General features: G+C 42.4%; 24 protein-coding genes. 19 read left to right on the top strand and 5 right to left on the bottom strand.

Annotation, left to right across the window (positions count from 1 at the left end):
• Positions 1–6 precede the first annotated feature (6 nt).
• The 4 genes from serB (at position 7) to M0P91_RS09815 (ending at position 2,676) form a co-directional block, all read left to right on the top strand.
• The gene (gene serB, locus M0P91_RS09830; protein ID WP_295066712.1) at positions 7–636 is read left to right on the top strand and encodes a phosphoserine phosphatase SerB; all 630 of its coding nucleotides are present in this window, start codon (positions 7–9) and stop codon (positions 634–636) included.
• Between the two features lie 186 nt (positions 637–822).
• Positions 823–1,161, top strand: coding sequence for a hypothetical protein (locus tag M0P91_RS09825; protein ID WP_295066710.1), 339 nt, complete (start codon positions 823–825; stop codon positions 1,159–1,161).
• 169 nt (positions 1,162–1,330) lie between these two features.
• Positions 1,331–1,672 (top strand): hypothetical protein, encoded by a 342-nt coding sequence (locus M0P91_RS09820; protein WP_295066708.1) that lies wholly within the window; start codon positions 1,331–1,333, stop codon positions 1,670–1,672.
• 140 nt (positions 1,673–1,812) lie between these two features.
• On the top strand, positions 1,813–2,676 hold the full coding sequence (locus M0P91_RS09815; protein ID WP_295066706.1) for a TIGR01777 family oxidoreductase: 864 nt from the start codon (positions 1,813–1,815) through the stop codon (positions 2,674–2,676).
• Here M0P91_RS09815 and M0P91_RS09810 read toward each other — a convergent pair.
• Genes M0P91_RS09810 through M0P91_RS09790 form a run of 5 tightly spaced genes read right to left on the bottom strand, consistent with a single transcriptional unit; the run spans position 2,630 to position 7,058 of the window.
• Complete coding sequence (locus M0P91_RS09810; RefSeq protein ID WP_295066704.1) at positions 2,630–3,610, bottom strand: 6-phosphofructokinase; 981 nt, start codon at positions 3,608–3,610, stop codon at positions 2,630–2,632. The two genes, M0P91_RS09815 and M0P91_RS09810, sit on opposite strands and share 47 nt — an antisense overlap.
• Entirely contained in the window at positions 3,598–4,212 is a 615-nt protein-coding gene (locus M0P91_RS09805; protein ID WP_295066702.1) for an ABC-type transport auxiliary lipoprotein family protein, read from the bottom strand. Before M0P91_RS09805 ends, M0P91_RS09810 begins: the two co-directional genes overlap by 13 nt.
• Positions 4,209–5,180 (bottom strand): MlaD family protein, encoded by a 972-nt coding sequence (locus tag M0P91_RS09800; RefSeq protein WP_295066701.1) that lies wholly within the window; start codon positions 5,178–5,180, stop codon positions 4,209–4,211. The genes M0P91_RS09805 and M0P91_RS09800 overlap by 4 nt, the downstream gene beginning before the upstream one ends.
• Positions 5,164–5,943 carry an ATP-binding cassette domain-containing protein gene (locus tag M0P91_RS09795; RefSeq protein WP_295066699.1) on the bottom strand — a complete coding sequence of 260 codons (780 nt, stop codon included), beginning with the start codon at positions 5,941–5,943 and terminating at the stop codon, positions 5,164–5,166. The genes M0P91_RS09800 and M0P91_RS09795 overlap by 17 nt, the downstream gene beginning before the upstream one ends.
• Positions 5,940–7,058 (bottom strand): MlaE family lipid ABC transporter permease subunit, encoded by a 1,119-nt coding sequence (locus M0P91_RS09790; RefSeq protein WP_295066698.1) that lies wholly within the window; start codon positions 7,056–7,058, stop codon positions 5,940–5,942. Before M0P91_RS09790 ends, M0P91_RS09795 begins: the two co-directional genes overlap by 4 nt.
• A 171-nt stretch (positions 7,059–7,229) precedes the next feature.
• Between M0P91_RS09790 and M0P91_RS09785 the strand changes: the two genes are divergently transcribed.
• The 15 genes from M0P91_RS09785 (at position 7,230) to M0P91_RS09715 (ending at position 15,981) form a co-directional block, all read left to right on the top strand.
• Complete coding sequence (locus M0P91_RS09785; protein ID WP_295066696.1) at positions 7,230–8,234, top strand: transposase; 1,005 nt, start codon at positions 7,230–7,232, stop codon at positions 8,232–8,234.
• A complete protein-coding gene (locus tag M0P91_RS09780; protein ID WP_295066695.1) occupies positions 8,209–8,385 on the top strand; it encodes a hypothetical protein in 177 nt (58 codons plus the stop codon). Before M0P91_RS09785 ends, M0P91_RS09780 begins: the two co-directional genes overlap by 26 nt.
• Positions 8,378–8,764 carry a hypothetical protein gene (locus M0P91_RS09775; RefSeq protein ID WP_295066693.1) on the top strand — a complete coding sequence of 129 codons (387 nt, stop codon included), beginning with the start codon at positions 8,378–8,380 and terminating at the stop codon, positions 8,762–8,764. The genes M0P91_RS09780 and M0P91_RS09775 overlap by 8 nt, the downstream gene beginning before the upstream one ends.
• Before the next feature lie 29 nt (positions 8,765–8,793).
• Positions 8,794–9,033, top strand: coding sequence for a hypothetical protein (locus M0P91_RS09770; RefSeq protein ID WP_295066692.1), 240 nt, complete (start codon positions 8,794–8,796; stop codon positions 9,031–9,033).
• Positions 9,014–9,415: a hypothetical protein gene (locus M0P91_RS09765; RefSeq protein WP_295066690.1), complete on the top strand. Its 402-nt coding sequence runs from the start codon at positions 9,014–9,016 to the stop codon at positions 9,413–9,415. Before M0P91_RS09770 ends, M0P91_RS09765 begins: the two co-directional genes overlap by 20 nt.
• Entirely contained in the window at positions 9,412–9,591 is a 180-nt protein-coding gene (locus M0P91_RS09760) for a hypothetical protein (RefSeq protein WP_295066688.1), read from the top strand. The genes M0P91_RS09765 and M0P91_RS09760 overlap by 4 nt, the downstream gene beginning before the upstream one ends.
• A gap of 184 nt (positions 9,592–9,775) precedes the next feature.
• Positions 9,776–9,964: a hypothetical protein gene (locus M0P91_RS09755; RefSeq protein ID WP_295066686.1), complete on the top strand. Its 189-nt coding sequence runs from the start codon at positions 9,776–9,778 to the stop codon at positions 9,962–9,964.
• Entirely contained in the window at positions 9,961–11,304 is a 1,344-nt protein-coding gene (locus M0P91_RS09750) for a hypothetical protein (RefSeq protein WP_295066684.1), read from the top strand. The genes M0P91_RS09755 and M0P91_RS09750 overlap by 4 nt, the downstream gene beginning before the upstream one ends.
• 9 nt (positions 11,305–11,313) lie before the next feature.
• The gene (locus tag M0P91_RS09745; RefSeq protein ID WP_295066683.1) at positions 11,314–11,532 is read left to right on the top strand and encodes a hypothetical protein; all 219 of its coding nucleotides are present in this window, start codon (positions 11,314–11,316) and stop codon (positions 11,530–11,532) included.
• Entirely contained in the window at positions 11,513–12,988 is a 1,476-nt protein-coding gene (locus M0P91_RS09740; protein ID WP_295066681.1) for a hypothetical protein, read from the top strand. Before M0P91_RS09745 ends, M0P91_RS09740 begins: the two co-directional genes overlap by 20 nt.
• Positions 12,989–13,137: 149 nt before the next feature.
• On the top strand, positions 13,138–13,986 hold the full coding sequence (locus tag M0P91_RS09735; protein ID WP_295066680.1) for a hypothetical protein: 849 nt from the start codon (positions 13,138–13,140) through the stop codon (positions 13,984–13,986).
• A gap of 129 nt (positions 13,987–14,115) precedes the next feature.
• A complete protein-coding gene (locus tag M0P91_RS09730; protein WP_295066678.1) occupies positions 14,116–14,901 on the top strand; it encodes a hypothetical protein in 786 nt (261 codons plus the stop codon).
• 9 nt (positions 14,902–14,910) lie between these two features.
• Positions 14,911–15,126 carry a hypothetical protein gene (locus tag M0P91_RS09725; protein ID WP_295066676.1) on the top strand — a complete coding sequence of 72 codons (216 nt, stop codon included), beginning with the start codon at positions 14,911–14,913 and terminating at the stop codon, positions 15,124–15,126.
• Entirely contained in the window at positions 15,123–15,614 is a 492-nt protein-coding gene (locus M0P91_RS09720; RefSeq protein ID WP_295066673.1) for a hypothetical protein, read from the top strand. Before M0P91_RS09725 ends, M0P91_RS09720 begins: the two co-directional genes overlap by 4 nt.
• Entirely contained in the window at positions 15,607–15,981 is a 375-nt protein-coding gene (locus M0P91_RS09715) for a hypothetical protein (protein WP_295066672.1), read from the top strand. Before M0P91_RS09720 ends, M0P91_RS09715 begins: the two co-directional genes overlap by 8 nt.
• Positions 15,982–16,000: the final 19 nt, after the last annotated feature.

The raw sequence follows: 16,000 nt of genomic DNA, 5'->3' as shown, positions 1-16,000 counted from the left end.
ATACTTTTGATAAAGTTATGTGTATTTGATTTCGATTCGACCTTAATGGACGGAGAGACGATCGATTTTTTTGCCGAGGCGCTTGGGATCGGAGCACAGGTTTCGGAAATTACCGAACGGGCGATGAACGGGGAACTTGATTTTTTTGAATCCTTGCAACAACGGGTCGGTTTGCTCAAGGGGCTGGAGTTTTCCAAAGTGGAAAAAATCTGCCATAATCTCCCTTATATGCCCGGAGCGATCGAGACGATAGCGGCCTTGAAAGAGCGCGGTATTAAAGTGGTCTGTTTCAGCGGCGGATTTCGCAGTGCAACGTCGCATGCCAAAGCAATTTTGGGATACGATGCCGATTTCTCCAACGTACTGCATGAGAAAGAGGGGAAGCTTACCGGACTCGTCGGCGGAGATATGATGTTCGATTTTTCCAAAGGGGATATGCTGCTGCGCCTTCAAGGGCTCTTCGGGATAACTCCCGAAGAGACGATGGTTGTCGGAGACGGGGCGAATGATCGCTCCATGTTTGCTCACGCCGGGACCCGCGTGGCCTTTTGTGCCAAAGAGATTCTCAAAAAAGAGGCGAATGTCATCATAGAGACAAAAGACCTCACCCAAATTATTACGAAGGTGTTTGCGTAAAAGCACGCAAGCGTGCGCGGGCTCTCTGCCGAAGAGAACTTAGCGTTAGCGTAGCGGGCGGGGCTTTGCTCCGTCGGCGTTTAAGCAAAGAAGGTGCAAGCGTGCGCGGGCTCTCTGCCGAAGAGAACTTAGCGTTAGCGTAGCGGGCGGGGCTTTGCTCCGCACGCGTATAAAAAGGAAAAAAGTATGTTAGAAAATTCTCTCTGGTTGCGTTACAACCCTGATAAAACAATTCGCGAAGTATTGGCCCGTATTTATGAGTGCAGTGCGGTAGAACTCGGTGAAGACGAGCGTGAGCTGTATGCGTCGTTAAAACGCCATTTGACAAAAAAAGAGTTTCGGATGATTATGATGAATGAAGCGGGTCTTTCGGCGGAAGAGATCGGTAAAGAGGTCGGAATGGAAGGGGAAGAGCTGGCGAAAGCGCAATACAAAGCGTATCGTAAAATTCGTCAGGATAAAATTCGTCGCGAAGTCAAAGGGGGGCTCTCTGAGGAGAACCCGGATCAGGCTGACGAGGAGTAGTTGAGACTATTTGATACATTTTTGATATATTGAAGCTAAAAAAAAGAGGTAAGGGCTACGCGTTAAACGTTCGTTTATCCTTTCTAAGCTATCATTAAAAAGTATCAAAGAATTTTTGCCTCTGTTTACAAAGGCAAAAGTACTTAAAACTAAATCTAAGGGGAACTTTATGACAAAAACAACGTCATTTTTTCTTGCGGCTGTTGTTGCTGCAAGTATGATGAGTACTGCCGCTTTTGCTGATGCAAAATCCGGTCAAAAGGCATATCTTAAAACGTTAAAAGCAAAATTCAACATGAACGGTACCAAGTTTGCTGCTGAGCATACGGTCGATGAATGGACTGAACTTTTTGCTAACGACGCAGCTGGATTCATCAAAGAGTACAGTGAAAAATTCCCGGCAGCAAAACCGATTTTGACTGACCCGAATAACAAAGAAAAGCTACAAGATATCGGTGATTTCGCGAAAGAGTACGGTTCCGATTCAGGAAACGTCCCTTCTTGCGGTTAATTCCCTTTTTTCGCCCTCTTTGAGGGTGAATCCCCTTTATCCTTTCTTTAATAATTATTCTGCCTCTATCTTTAAAACTCCCTATCCAAGCGATTTGTTACAATCTTTCTAATGAACGTCCATTCCAAATAAGGGTTGAAATGAAAATAGTCATTTGCGGATCGAACGGATTTGTGGGGAGTGCTTTGAAACATCATTTCGAACAAGAGGGGGATGAGGTGGTCGGGCTCAGTATCCGCAGCTCCTCCTCGCTCGAATCGATTATAAACAGGGTGAATCGCGCGGATGTCGTCATCAATCTTGCCGGAGCGAGTATTCTGGGACGATGGAGCAGAAGCTACAAACAGCTTTTGCGGCAAAGCCGTCTGGAGACTACCGATAAACTGGTCAGGGCGATACGCGAGGCCCCCCATCCTCCCCATACCCTCTTAAACGCCTCGGCCGTCGGAATTTACGATAAGTATCATCAGCATGATGAGTACTCACGCGATTACAGCGATGACTTTTTAGCGTTGCTCGTACGCGATTGGGAAAATGCCGCCATGCGGGGACATTCGTCTCACACCCGCGTTTGTACGATGCGTTTTGGCGTCGTGTACGGCGCGGGAGGGGGAGCGATGGAGAAGATGCTCCCCCCTTTCAAACTCGGGGTCGGGGGAAAAATGGGGGACGGATTTCAGATGATATCGTGGATACATCTTGAGGATCTGGTCCGTGCGTGTGCCTTTTTGATCGACAACAAATTGATTGAAGGGGCGGTCAACTTTACCTCCCCTGAGCCGATCTGCAATCTGGGGCAGACAAGAATAATGGGAAAGATACTGCACCGTCCTACCTTTTTTACCCTTCCCGCCTGGGTGGTGAAGCTCATATTCGGTGAGGGATCGGTCGTGATGCTCGATTCCAAGGAGGTCTACCCTCGCGTGTTGCAAGAGGGGGGATTTCTCTTTAAATACCCTACATTTGACAGCGCGATGGAGCAAATTGTTCGCGCCCAAGGTTGACCAGCTCTTCGTCGAGACGGTAAGGGTTGAGCGCGACTTCATCAATGGTTTTAAAATTAAAATGGCTTTTGTTGTAACAGATCACCGAGTTGGTCCGCCCCTCCAGTAACCCGTTCATCGCATAGGTAATAAATTTATACGCCATCAAACGATCATAAACGGTGGGATTTCCCCCCCGCTGAACATGACCTAGCAAGGTGATACGCGATTCGAACCCGAGTTCCGTTTCAAACCATTCGGAGACCTCTTTGGTATTTTGGAGTGCTTCGGAGACAATGGCGATAAAATAATCGCGTCCATTCCGTATCTGCGATTCAAAACACCCTTTGTACTCGGTATAATCGATCGGAATTTCCGGAACCAGACACATCTCCGCTCCTGAAGTGATGGCTGAAACGAGTGCCAGATATCCGCAGTTTCGCCCCATCGTTTCGATCACGAATGCCCGCCGAAATGAGGATGCGGTATCGCGCAGCGCATCAACCGCATTTTTAATGATGTTCAAGGCGGTATCGACCCCCAGACAGTAATCGGTCCCGTTGATATCGTTGTCAATCGTAGAGGGGATACCGCAAAAAGCGATTCCGCTTTCGTGATGAAAACGTTCCATCCCCCGAAAACTTCCGTCTCCTCCGAGGACGATCAGTTTGCTAATTCCCCGTTTTTTGAGATTCTCTGCCGCTATGGCCCGGAAGGATGCCTCTTTGAATCTTGCGGAACGGGCGGAACGGATTTTGGTCCCGCCACGGGAGACGATTCCGCTGACGTCGTGGTAGTGGGCTTCATGGATACGGTTATCGATAAGTCCTTCGTAGCCGTCAAATACAAAATAGGGTTGAAGCCCTTGGACGTAGGCATATTCGACAAACCGTTTAAGTGCCGGGTTCATTCCGGAGACATCGCCTCCGGAGCAGAGAATCGCTATTTTTTCCATGAAGGTTCCTTTGAGATAAGATGGAGCCATGCACTGCACTGCTCAATGATATGGGTGGCGGCATGATCGAGGGCGATAACCCCTCCTTGTGCATCCACGGTGGGTGTGGGGGATGAAGCGGTGAACCGTTTCGAGGCGATCACTTTTTTGGTTTTGGTATCGATGAGGGTGTAGGTGATATCGATCTCCCCCATGCTATGGCCTGAACGATCGATGCGGTGTGAAAAATCATGCAACATCGATTCGAGTACCAAATCGCCCGAAGCGTTGGAACCGGAGGAGAGGGTGGTGCTAAAGAGGCGATTTTGCTGAAGAGAAGTGTAGAGGAGCCGATCGAGCATGGCGGCGGGTGCATCGACCCATTGGCTGTACAGGTAGCTTCCGATTTTATTCTCCCCTTCGCGGTAATAAAAGAGTTTGGAGATCAGAGATGGGCGTGCTTTCGGGGGAGCCATTTTCAGGGTGTAGGGAGCTGCCGATTCAATGAATGATGGCGCGAGTGACGCAGAGGAGAGGATGTATTCGTTCATCGGGGGGGTCTGGGTACTGCACCCTGCTATGAGAAGGGTGAGAGTAACTAAAAAGAGAGGGGGGCGCATCATTTTTCTCCTGGGCCGGGGGTTGGTTTGGATGTTTTGAAGAGCAAATCGGAAGGGCTGTTTTTAAGGTGATTCAAGCTTTGTTCCAATTCGTTGGAGAGGAGTTTTGTCTGGGCGATGAGTTCATTGAACTCCGTAGCGGTAGGTGCCGCAACGGAACGCAGATCATAGTCTCCCCGATCGACCGTCTGTTCGATTTTCTGGATGAGGGCGTGTGTTTCTCGGGAGCTTTTTTCGAGTGAATCGAGAGTATTGCCCATTTTTACGGTGACGACGTTATTAAAATTGGCGGCAGATTTTTTGGTCTCGTCGGCGGCATCTTGGATGGAGTTGAGAGAACCGGTCGCGTTGTTTTCCAATGCGATGGTCTGCTGAATCAGGGTTCGGACCTCATTTTGATAGCCGTCGAGCTGAACGCTCAGGGAGCGCAAATGTTCCAGCGTCAGGGCGACATTTTCGACATTACGGTCATTGAAAAGGCGGTCGGCTTTATCTAGGGTGGTCGAGAGTTTTGAGGCAACGTTGCTCAGTGATTCATCCAGCCGTTTGATCAGCGAAGGGGAGGAGGGGATCGTCGCAACGGTGTGCTCATCGCTCACGAGGAGGGGGCTCTCTTTCGTCCCTCCGGCGATCTCGATGTAGGCGAGTCCGGTGATGCCGTAAAATTTCAAGATCGCATACGAATCGGTTTTGATGGGGGTCTCTTTTTTGATTTTCAACGTGAGTTCAATCTCTTCGCTGTTGTTCGGATTGATCAGGATCGTTTCCACTTTTCCGACATCCACTCCGCGAAATTTGACCGCCGCTTCGGGGGAGAGGCCGGCAACCGACTCGGTGATAAAGAGCTTGTAGTAACGGTAATCCTTTGTATCCCCATTGTATTTGCCCAGCCAAAATCCGAATGCAACGAGTGCCGTGGTAAAGAGTATGACAAAGAGACCGACAGCGGTATAGTTAACTTTGGATTCCATGGATCCCCTTTCGATGAGATGGTGCGTGTGCGGTTTGAAAAAAATAGTCGATAATCGGATGGTTGATGGTCAGTACCTCCTCAAGCGACCCCTCTGCAATGGCCTTATGTTCTCCCAGGAGGAGGAGACGGTCGATAATGTGGTGTACGGTATCCAAATCATGGGTCACCATAACAACGGTGAGCCCAAGCAGATCCCGGAGTTCGCGAATCAGGGTGTCAAACTGGCGGGAGCTTAGCGGATCGAGTCCCGAAGTGGGTTCATCCAGAAACAGCAGTTTGGGATCAAGCGCCAACGCCCGTGCCAGAGCCGCCCGTTTGACCATCCCGCCGCTGAGTTCGCTTGGATAAAGGTGGATCGCATGGAGGGGGAGCCCTACCAGATCGATTTTGAGTTTGACGAGTTCACGGATCAGTTTCGGAGGTAATGCGGTGTACTCTTTGTACAGGAGGGCGATGTTCTCCCCTACGGTGAGAGAGGAGAAAAGGGCTCCCGACTGGAACAGGACTCCCCATTTCTGACGGAGCCGGTGAGCCTCTTCGAGGCTGAGATCGGCAATGTTTTCTCCCATTACGGTGATGGTTCCGCTTTGGGGAGCTTGGAGCATGATCATCTCCCGCATCAGGGTCGATTTTCCCGATCCGCTCCCCCCCAAAAGGGCATATATCTCATGCTCATACACCGTACAGCTGATGCGGTCGTGGATCAGGGCCTCTCCGAAAGTGCTCACCACGTTTTCGACCCGGATGATCGCCCGGCTCATAGTTTGAACTCCGTCAGGATAATGGAGAAAAGGGCATCGCAGGCGATCACCAGAAAGATGGAGTTCACGACGCTTTTGGTCGTATAGCGGCCGATGCTCTCCGTGTTGGAGGAGACCTGAAATCCCCGAAAACTGCTGGCGATGACAATCAGAAAAGCGAAAAAAGGGCCTTTGATAATACCGATGACGAGATGTTTGAGCGGTAACGCAATCTGGAGACGATGGATAAACTCGATAAAAGAGAGGTTTGCCTGCGTCGAAGCGATCACCATCCCTCCCGCAATTCCGACGATGTCGGCAAAAAAGATCAGCAGCGGCATCACGATCATCAGGGCAAAAATACGGGGCCAGACCAAAAAAAGGAAGGGGTGAAACCCCATCGTTTTCATCGCGTCGATCTCCTGCGTCATTTTCATCGCACCGATTTGGGCGGTATAGGCCGATCCGCTGCGCCCTGCGACGACGATGGCGGTAATCAGCGGAGCCAGCTCCCGAGAGAGCGATATCCCGATCATATCGACGATAAAAATATCGGCGCCGAATTTTTGGAGCTGGACGATGCTTTGAAATGCGACGACGACGCCGATTAAAAAAGCGCTGATGGCGATGATGGGGAGGGCCGTGATTCCGGAGGTGAAAATATGTGAAACGACGGAACGGTAACGGATCGTCGAGGGGTGGCGTAGGCTGTGGAGAAGAACGAGGAACAGCTCACCGAAAAAATGGAAAAATCGGAAGATCTCCGCTCCCCAACGGTAACTCTCTCGGCCGATACGGTAAATCCACGAGTTTTGGTCCGATGCAAGCGGCTCGGTATAGGGACGGGCATAGAGAAGCTGAAAGAGCCGTTGGTACTTTTCACTGCTCCCGATCATTTCGGAAGGGAACCCTTTTGCTTCAAACTGCCGATAGGAGAGCTCTATCAGGGCGATCCCCGCTGAATCGATCTGGGAAATGGCGGTTAAATCCCACCGTATCGCCCCTTTCGGACGGAATGCTTCGAGTTTCGCGGCAATGGGAGAAATCGTCTCGATACTCCAATCTCCGCTGCATACGAAGAGGTGATACTCCTCTTGGTGCTGGATAACGATGCTCGCTACGGCTGAATTTTGCATCCCCTATTATAACGCATTTCTATAATCACTCTATCCATCAAAAACATTAATTCTTTTTTGTTTTTCGATGTTTCCAAATATAATTTTGTTAAGTTCAGATAACGCATGTGAGTGAAATAACTCATCCAAAGATATGGAACTTCAAAATTAATCTAAATAGGAAACAGTAGCATGAAAGCTAAGATAGAATCATTAGATAAATCTTTTAACTTCACAGGTATCGACATTTCCAAAGATACATTTGACGTTTGCTTTTTAATCGAAAACAAACCGCATTACAATAAGTACGATCAAACCCTTAACGGCTATGAATCTTTTCTAAGCGTTTATAAAATGCTTAATGGTGGCCAAATAGGCTTTGAGTCAACAGGCGTTTATCATAAAGACTTAGAAAAATTCTTAGTTGCTGAGGGTCTCGAACCCTTTGTACTTTCTCCAAGATCAGTTTTCCATTTTTCCAAATCATCGAAAAAGACCAAAGGTAAAACGGACAAATCTGACAGCTATTCTATCGCCCTTTATCTCTCAAAAAACGAAGATAATGAACGTTATGAAAAGCCAACTTTAGATCGTTTTAAACCCTATACAACCTCACTCGAACTTTACGAAAAACAGATCAGACAAACTAAAAATCTTCTCCACTCACTAAAAGTCCGAAAAGCTGATGATTTCCTAATCCTCGAACTTGAACAAATGATTTTGAAATTATCGGATATGCAAGACATATTGGAGAAATACGCGGTTAAAGAACTTTACACCGCTATCCCAGAAGCAAAACTCATTAAAGACGAAATCAAAGGCGTTGGTGATGGTTTATTGCTTAACCTTCTCCCGATTATTTATGACACTTTTGATAAGTTCAAACCAAATCAAACGGTCTCTTTCATTGGCCTTTCTCCGGTTCCGTACGAATCCGGTATTTCTGTTAAACGTGGTTCACATATATCACACAGTGGTGATAAAAATGCACGTAAAGCACTTTACATGTCTGCCGTTTCTTCTGTGATGTGGAATCCAATTATCAAACTGAAATATCAAAGACTACTTGAAACGGGCAAACCAAAGAAAAAAGCTCTAGTGACGATCATGACTCATATTCTAAGATTGATCATATCACGATTATCACAACACACAGGAAGGCATTATAAAAATGAAAAAACCAACACAAACAGATAAATTGCTTATTACATTACTTGATCTTTTAGAAGGAGGAGAAACACACATAACACGTTACAGATTAGCGAATGAAAGCGGCGTCGATAGATCACAGGTTTATCGTATTATTAAAAATTACAATCAAAAATTAAAGGAAAAACAAAATGTCTAAAGAAATAACACAACAAAACGAAACTCCAATGACTTTAGAGCAATATCTAGAACTAGACCGCAAACGTGCGGCTCGTCGTATTTTGAACGAAACAAAGATTTTCGGTCAAATCACCAAAAAGTATGTTGGTCAAGCCAAACCGCGCATGAAAGACAATATGCCCGTACATGATGAAGATGGTAATCCAATGTTTTACACGCCTCCAATGTCAATTACTTTCGGATATACAGGCGGAAGCTTAGAATTACCGATCAACGATGAAAACCTTTTTAATAGTGTTGAAGAATTTGGAGAATACCTGCTCATTGCACGTCACGGAAAAGTGAAAGTTTTCGGAAAAGAACAGGACGGCCTTATCCCTTTACGCTTCGAATCTTAATAAATCCCCTTTGGGGGAAAGGATACACGATGTTTATTGATATTGAATTTATAAAAGAGAACATCTCTCTTCACCGATACACGCCTGAAGAACTCATAAAACAATTTCGCTTCTTTATTGATGATGATATCACAATTGAACGGGCTATTAGCGTTTCCAGATACAAGCTTTCAAACGGCGTTAAACGCGGCTATCTTGCTGAATGGAGCCGAATCTTAACTAGTTTGCAAAAATACAAGGCAGATAACAATGATTATCGAAAACATTGATCAAATCGCATTTAATGGCGGTCGCTTAGATGATGGTGTTGAATCATTTCCACCCCGTACAATCTCATGGGGTGACAGTATCATCGAATCATTTACTATGAATAAATGCTCATTCTATCGTACTCACTCCGGCTACTTTAAAAAAGAGTTTAACAGTCCTTCCATAACTCCAATTTTGAAAGAAATCTTTGAACTCTCAAAAAGATACCTTTCGACTTTGACGTTCCTTTCTAACACAATGGGTGACCATACGGCCTTTTCTGGACTCGAAAAAAGGTTTTCCCGAGCTGGATTAACAAGGGGGTTAAGTGTACCTTTTTCAGATTCCAAAAAAGCACGTTTAGCGCAATTACAAGATAAATACATGGATGGTGTCAAATGATCACTATTATTGAAGATGATCTCTTTTTAGAGCCTTGCAACTATTGCACACATTTAAAAGGTGAATATTGCAATTTTTTCAATGACTTCATTAACGAAGGAATTGATTTTAAAAAGGTACCTTGGGATTGCCGCCTTCCAGATTTCACATTTGATGGCGAGGTTTTAAAATGGTAGGACTTCGATTCGTTCATTTCAAAGTGCCAACGGTGAAAGGTGTTGTTCTCTCTTTTCATAAACACGTAAGAAAAGTTTTCTATGATGATGGCATTCACTACATCGATGAATCCTATTACTCTTGCCACTGTGATGATGGCATTACTCGTCAATTCCCTTTATACGCAATAAAGCAGGATAAACAATGAGAAACTATCTACAAGCTGTTAAAGAATTTTTGCAATTTATGCGTGTCTATAATGAATCTTCTGATCATTGGGAAAAAATGAGTGATTCTGATAAATCAAATTACATTGATAAAGACGCTTACATTGAAGAATGTTTTGCTTTACACTTATTTACCCAATCAATTATGAACGGTGATTTAAAATGATTCTCATCTCTCAACACGTTGACACTTTTAAAGAGGCTTTATACCTCAAAGGCGACACCATCGAATACAACAAATTTATTTGCGCTTTGATGGAATTCAAAGAAGAAGCACAATTCATCCATCATCAAAACAATGATCTACGCTTTGTCAATTTTGTGGTTGGTGGAATCAAATTTCAAGTAATGGCAACGTCAATTACGGGCTATTCCGTAACTATGAAAAATCAAGATATTTCAATAGCATTTCGCAAACGCGGCGACACAAAAACGGATAAAAACCCTTCCATAAAAATCGAATACCGCGCATCGTATCTCGTCAAATACGGTATCAAAGACGCATATGAAACGGTTAAAAAATTCGTTCAAACCTACATTCATAAAGATTACATTTCAAAAGCTCAAGAAATACACCTTGCGGCTGATACACAGGGTTATAACTTTACATTACTTGATATGAAACGATTTAAAAACTACACGACAAAAGCTAAGTACATTGAAGGCGACGGTGGCGAACTAGGCCGCCACATGATTTTTAATTCAGAAGAACTCGAAACCATGTATTTCGGCTCATCAAACAATTTATTACGTATCTACAATAAATCAAAAGAGATAAAAATACATCCGGATTCTGCACACTCTCAATTACTATGGAATAAAAACCCAGACTATAACGAAGAAAATCCGGTCTGGCGCATCGAGTTTCAAATCAGAAAACCAATCTTAAAAACTCTTTTCAATGCTTATAAAGAATCATTTGAATTCACCGAAGTTCTATTAAACAATTTGCCTTCAATCTGGACTTTTTGTCACTCTTACTATTCCATGAAAGACCTAGATCAAGAAACTGTTATCAGTCTAATCCTCGGATACAGAATCTTAAAATCTGGCATCCCAAAACCTTACACTAAAACAGCGATTAAACGATTGAAAAATAAAGCTGATCTACACGATTTTTGGAAACTTATTACTTTTTATAACGCAACGAAAGCAGATTTTTATTTTCGTTTTAATCAAGTGAAACAATCACTTCCAATCTACGCGATGAACTCCGTTTGTGCTTGCATCTCAACAATTATTAAGCACTATGGAGAATACACACCTGAATTACAGGCTATGGTAATGCGACAAGCAGAGGAAAGATCACTTAAAAATCACGAAATCGGTCTTATCGATAACGGTTACAAAAAAACCGCTGATTACATGCTTAAAATTGAAAAACAAAGAAAACTGGGGTTAGACATCATCGAAGTTGATGATTCTGTAAAAGATAATTTAGATTTTTATATCGGTCAAATTGTATCCCCATACGTGGCGGAATCCGCCCACCAACCCATATTTTAAAGGAAAAACATGAACTTTATCACCCTCCTAGTCCCTCTCGCTGTCGAGATAATTAAAATGTACACAAAAAACAGTGATTCTAAAAAAGACGACAAAGTTTTACAAGTTGTCCAACTTGGTTGTACATATTTACAACCCAAAAACAACAACACAGTAGATCAACTAGCGGTTAACGCTGTGACATCACACGAAATGATAGGAGAATCAAATGAACACATTTTATATTGAAATAAGCGGCACTGGATTCATAATAAGAGAATACACAAACGTAAAACAAGATTATGCTGTCGCTCCATCAAAATATTTTACAGCTCCTTGGTTGTCGTACACTAACGGAAAAGCTACTGTCGACTTTACAAAAAGCGTCGATATTAAAGACATAGTTGGATTTCACTACACACAAATTGAAATAAAAGACTCAACAACAAATGTTCTTACTTTCGATGCTGAATACATTTACGTTAACGGTACTCCGGTTCCATCCTACGCAACAAGCGGCTTCACACTTGTAAATACAGGGACTAAAATCATTCCAATTCCAGACAATCTTTTCCCATCTTTTATATCTAACGGAACCGGTAACGCTCCATCCGTCGCACCGTTTAATCGAATGATTGGCTTTAATTACACTTTCCGTATTCGTTACGACACAATGCAACTTAATACGGATCAATTCGGAAACCATCCTTTTATAGTTGAGTGCTATAAAAACGGAACACTGCTTAATAGTAATTATTCAAACTTTTGCGATTGGAACGCCGCAAATGATGTAGCTGTTATCGAAAATATCAAATTACTATTTGATATAAATACGGATATGGCAAGTTTTGACGTTGAGTGGTACGGACTTCCTGCCGGAACTGTCTTTGATATTTCAAGCACTGAGGAAAAATATTACCTTCGGGTAAACGGTCGCTACTTTAGAAGCTATGTTGATGCTGTCCTTCATATCAACGAAAATTGCCGAATCGATTCAAGCCCATTACATGCAATCGATGTAAGTGCACTCTTTGCAAACAGTGACACATCAACGAGTGATACAATGATAAGCAATCTTCAATCTATGAACACAATTTTGCAAGATGAGATCACAAACCAAATCGGCCTCAAAAACATCGCAATCGCCGATGCAAACCGATACAACGCTGAACTCTCTGCTGTTAATGCTGAAAATACTGCCGTAAAATCTGCTATTGCTTCACTAAACACACAATTAGCCGATAATCTTGTCACCGTTCAAACTGCATTAGATGAGGCTGCAACCGCAAAAGCTGATGCTAAATTTAGCGATCACTACGCAACCCTCATCGAAACAAAACTCACCGAAAATTTAACGGCATTGCAAACCGAATATGACACTTATAAAGCATCGGTTAACGACCAAATCGCAACGATCACAGCACAACACGAAGCCTATAAAATTCAATACCCGTACGATAAATCTGTCCTCACAATCCCGGCAACGCTTACAAGCCTCAACGGCGTAGGCTGTGAACATATTGACGGCACATTTGTAATGGTAAAGGGTCGTGAAGGCACTTACGTTGTAGTAAGAAGCTACATTATGATTATCGCGGATAATCAATACACAACTTCCTATGATCTTATGGATTCAACTGGACGAACTTTGTCGGCTCCTGAAGATTTTCTCATTGCTGTTACACAAACAGTAAACCCCGTTTAAGATACGGGGGTGTAAAATGATTAAAATAGTTAAAAGGGGTTTAAATGCTCTCACGATTATGGAATTCAGTACATTTATGGCGCGGCTCAATGCTAGGTCTTATTATCGGTCAATTTCTCCACTATTTAGGAGTTTTTTAGGTTGCTCACATGGGTGTTAAACAATTAGAAATCATTTCTGGTTTAGCTACCTTAGGCACTGTCGCTTTAGTTGAATCAAAACAATTCAAATCTTTAGCAAATTACCTTTCCCCAACCCAAAAGTTAGCAAAAAACAATACTTCTCTAATTCATCCAAATAATCGAAAAACGGATATTGTTCCATATTCAAAAACGGAACAGGCCGCCGATAGCTTAGATTTATTAGCAGAAATTGTTAGTTCTAAAGATTTGGTTGTTAAAAATCAAAAAGTACAGACTAAAGACTTAGTCAAAGCTCAAAAAGACCAAATTGCAAAAAATGAAGCAAGAAACAAGGATTTAGCGAAACAAAACGCGGATTCTCCACTACTTAAGAATCAACAAAATCAAGTTGAAGCACTTGACAACATTGTCGATGTTTTGACTTCTAACTCTGCTTTATCAGTCAAGCTCTTTGGAACACTTGAATCGAATCTTTCTAGTATTTCATCGGCTTTATTTGCTATTAATAAGACAATAACAGAATTCGCGATTCCCTTTTCGGTTGCCGCTGACCTTATCACTATGGATAAAACCATTGAAATGACACCGCGTGAAATTAAAGACCTCGACGGCGTAACAGTTGCAAAAGAACTTTCACCATACGAATTAAAACTTGCTGAATCTGCCGCTAACGCAAAATTTCATACTGATACAAACAACGATGAATTTAATGATGAAGATATTAATCCAGAAAGTGACGGCAACGACTTCTTCCCGACCATTCCTTTTGTAGGAAGATCAGCCATTTTTAACGACGAAACCAAATTCGAATATCCAACGGATAATCCTTTCATGCCATCTTTCACGAAAATTTAGTCCTCTATTAGAGGACTTTAAAACCTTAAAACTCTCCTATTTCACGATATTCATAAAGCCCCCATTTTCCAATATTGCCCGACTTTCATAATTAATTATAGATTTCCTTTTAAAATTTAAAGGTAATCAATGTCTGTAATCGCAAAACAAACCGTTACAAATATGGCTGAAGATGCAACCATGATGGTGGGTTATTCTCTTGTTAATACATGGATTACAGAAAAGTTAACGGAACTCTACCCAGACACACAAGATGAAAACGGACGTGTACGTGTAAATTATGCGAGAGAGATTCTAGCGGGCGGCGCATCATTTCTTTTCATGTCTGCGATGATGGAAGTTATCAAACGAGAAGAAAAATTTGTCGAATATGTCTTTGCGGCGGGTGAAGCAGTAATAAGCGTTCTTTATCTTAGAAACAAAGGCGCATTTGACCGTATTGGCAAACGTATCAAATCGATGAAAGGCGTTAAAGCATTAAACAGATTAAAACTTTTCGATTCCCAAACCGACGTAACGAATTCGTTTATCGGTCAAGTTTACCAAGCTATGCAAACTATTTTGAACGGACGTAATACAGGTCACGACGTAGCAAACACTATCAGTGCCTCAAACTCTTCTATGGATACAGCAATAAGAAGAGAAGGGCATGATCTAAGATTTGCATCGATGCAGAACAAAAGTTTCGCGGATTCTCTAATGATTAAAACGTTAACGGGAACTTATAGCGAATCAGATAAATTGATTTTGCAAAAAATTATCGGTCGTGATAATTTTAACGCTGTACCTATTGAGATTTCAGAATTAAATAAACTTCATGAATTTATCTATACAAAAGACAGCAACGGCAAATTAATCGGAATAGCTCGAACTTTCACAGATCTTACAAACGCTCTCGGATTCTTCCGACCATAAGGACAAAAAATGAAAAATGACATGATAAACGTCGATGTTGCAAAGATTTACGAATCTCAGCAAAAAATGATGTATAACAACATGATATATATGGAACAGTTGGTTAAATTATTTGGCGGTAATGCAGAATATCTAAAATCAATTACTTATGAAATAAATCCACTGACGGATTTGGGCATCAGTTACCAAAATCCTAAAAAATCAATTGACCCGAAAAAATCATGATTCACAATGATCTCTTAGTCTTTGGTTATCGCTATCCGGGAAGAGAAGGTCTCTTCGGTAAACTCGGCTTTATCGAACAAGTTCAAACCGGAGAATTTAAAGTAGATAACTTTGTTTTCGTCTGCTATTCTGAAAAATATGATCTGGACGTATATTTTGAAAAAGGTAATGACTCATACTTTGACTATGATCGATATTCTAAATATTGCCATCCTCTGATATTTTTACATTTATCGAACATCATCGAAGTTAAAAACGCCCCATCGTTTATAAACTTTCCGAATCAAATCGATCTTTACGATTCACCAATCATATTAAATAATAAAGTGATGAAAGAACTAAAAGAGTTTAGAACAAGCTTTTTCCCTTTCGATTCAGAAAACTTCTTTGATACTTTTAAACCTCTTGGCTTTGATTTCCCAAACTCTTTAACCAGTCTAAACAAACCTCAAAACATAGAAAACTTCAAAAGGATTCATAATGCCTAAATACCGTGTTCAATTAAAACAAGGTTCAACAACAAAAACCGCACATATTGAAGCAAAAAGTGTCGCGGCTGTTCTGGATTTTTATAACACACTTACAACAATGCAAGTCTCTGAAATCTTAAAAGTAGAATATGTCGATGAAACACTTCCCCCGATCGATGATATGGCCTATTATCAATTGTGCAAATTCTTTTACGGAAACGACGATTCGAGAAAATCTCAACAATTCTATTTTCAAAACATGAAATTAACAAAAAATACTGATGATGTAATTTTGAAGGCCAAACAGTGCTTAGAAATCGACGGCCTCAACTGTGACGCGGTTCGTTCTTTCATTCTAAAAAACTCTAAGCTTTTTGGACAATAGCCCTATCTTACCCCTTCCC

Origin of the sequence: Sulfuricurvum sp., assembly GCF_023229695.1 — a bacterium.
GTDB lineage: Bacteria > Campylobacterota > Campylobacteria > Campylobacterales > Sulfurimonadaceae > Sulfuricurvum.
Note: the sequence above shows the minus strand (reverse complement) of the source record. Positions and strands in the feature narration are given on the sequence as shown.

What these genes read in the sequence shown, in the direction of transcription:
- M0P91_RS09825 (WP_295066710.1), top strand. Translation starts at nt 823, where the DNA reads ATGTTAGAAAATTCTCTCTGGTTGCGTTACAACCCTGATAAAACAATT.
- M0P91_RS09820 (WP_295066708.1), top strand. Translation starts at nt 1,331, where the DNA reads ATGACAAAAACAACGTCATTTTTTCTTGCGGCTGTTGTTGCTGCAAGT.
- M0P91_RS09815 (WP_295066706.1), top strand. Translation starts at nt 1,813, where the DNA reads ATGAAAATAGTCATTTGCGGATCGAACGGATTTGTGGGGAGTGCTTTG.
- M0P91_RS09810 (WP_295066704.1), bottom strand. Translation starts at nt 3,610, where the DNA reads ATGGAAAAAATAGCGATTCTCTGCTCCGGAGGCGATGTCTCCGGAATG.
- M0P91_RS09805 (WP_295066702.1), bottom strand. Translation starts at nt 4,212, where the DNA reads ATGATGCGCCCCCCTCTCTTTTTAGTTACTCTCACCCTTCTCATAGCA.
- M0P91_RS09800 (WP_295066701.1), bottom strand. Translation starts at nt 5,180, where the DNA reads ATGGAATCCAAAGTTAACTATACCGCTGTCGGTCTCTTTGTCATACTC.
- M0P91_RS09795 (WP_295066699.1), bottom strand. Translation starts at nt 5,943, where the DNA reads ATGAGCCGGGCGATCATCCGGGTCGAAAACGTGGTGAGCACTTTCGGA.
- M0P91_RS09790 (WP_295066698.1), bottom strand. Translation starts at nt 7,058, where the DNA reads ATGCAAAATTCAGCCGTAGCGAGCATCGTTATCCAGCACCAAGAGGAG.
- M0P91_RS09785 (WP_295066696.1), top strand. Translation starts at nt 7,230, where the DNA reads ATGAAAGCTAAGATAGAATCATTAGATAAATCTTTTAACTTCACAGGT.
- M0P91_RS09780 (WP_295066695.1), top strand. Translation starts at nt 8,209, where the DNA reads ATGAAAAAACCAACACAAACAGATAAATTGCTTATTACATTACTTGAT.
- M0P91_RS09775 (WP_295066693.1), top strand. Translation starts at nt 8,378, where the DNA reads ATGTCTAAAGAAATAACACAACAAAACGAAACTCCAATGACTTTAGAG.
- M0P91_RS09770 (WP_295066692.1), top strand. Translation starts at nt 8,794, where the DNA reads ATGTTTATTGATATTGAATTTATAAAAGAGAACATCTCTCTTCACCGA.
- M0P91_RS09765 (WP_295066690.1), top strand. Translation starts at nt 9,014, where the DNA reads ATGATTATCGAAAACATTGATCAAATCGCATTTAATGGCGGTCGCTTA.
- M0P91_RS09760 (WP_295066688.1), top strand. Translation starts at nt 9,412, where the DNA reads ATGATCACTATTATTGAAGATGATCTCTTTTTAGAGCCTTGCAACTAT.
- M0P91_RS09755 (WP_295066686.1), top strand. Translation starts at nt 9,776, where the DNA reads ATGAGAAACTATCTACAAGCTGTTAAAGAATTTTTGCAATTTATGCGT.
- M0P91_RS09750 (WP_295066684.1), top strand. Translation starts at nt 9,961, where the DNA reads ATGATTCTCATCTCTCAACACGTTGACACTTTTAAAGAGGCTTTATAC.
- M0P91_RS09745 (WP_295066683.1), top strand. Translation starts at nt 11,314, where the DNA reads ATGAACTTTATCACCCTCCTAGTCCCTCTCGCTGTCGAGATAATTAAA.
- M0P91_RS09740 (WP_295066681.1), top strand. Translation starts at nt 11,513, where the DNA reads ATGAACACATTTTATATTGAAATAAGCGGCACTGGATTCATAATAAGA.
- M0P91_RS09735 (WP_295066680.1), top strand. Translation starts at nt 13,138, where the DNA reads ATGGGTGTTAAACAATTAGAAATCATTTCTGGTTTAGCTACCTTAGGC.
- M0P91_RS09730 (WP_295066678.1), top strand. Translation starts at nt 14,116, where the DNA reads ATGTCTGTAATCGCAAAACAAACCGTTACAAATATGGCTGAAGATGCA.
- M0P91_RS09725 (WP_295066676.1), top strand. Translation starts at nt 14,911, where the DNA reads ATGAAAAATGACATGATAAACGTCGATGTTGCAAAGATTTACGAATCT.
- M0P91_RS09720 (WP_295066673.1), top strand. Translation starts at nt 15,123, where the DNA reads ATGATTCACAATGATCTCTTAGTCTTTGGTTATCGCTATCCGGGAAGA.
- M0P91_RS09715 (WP_295066672.1), top strand. Translation starts at nt 15,607, where the DNA reads ATGCCTAAATACCGTGTTCAATTAAAACAAGGTTCAACAACAAAAACC.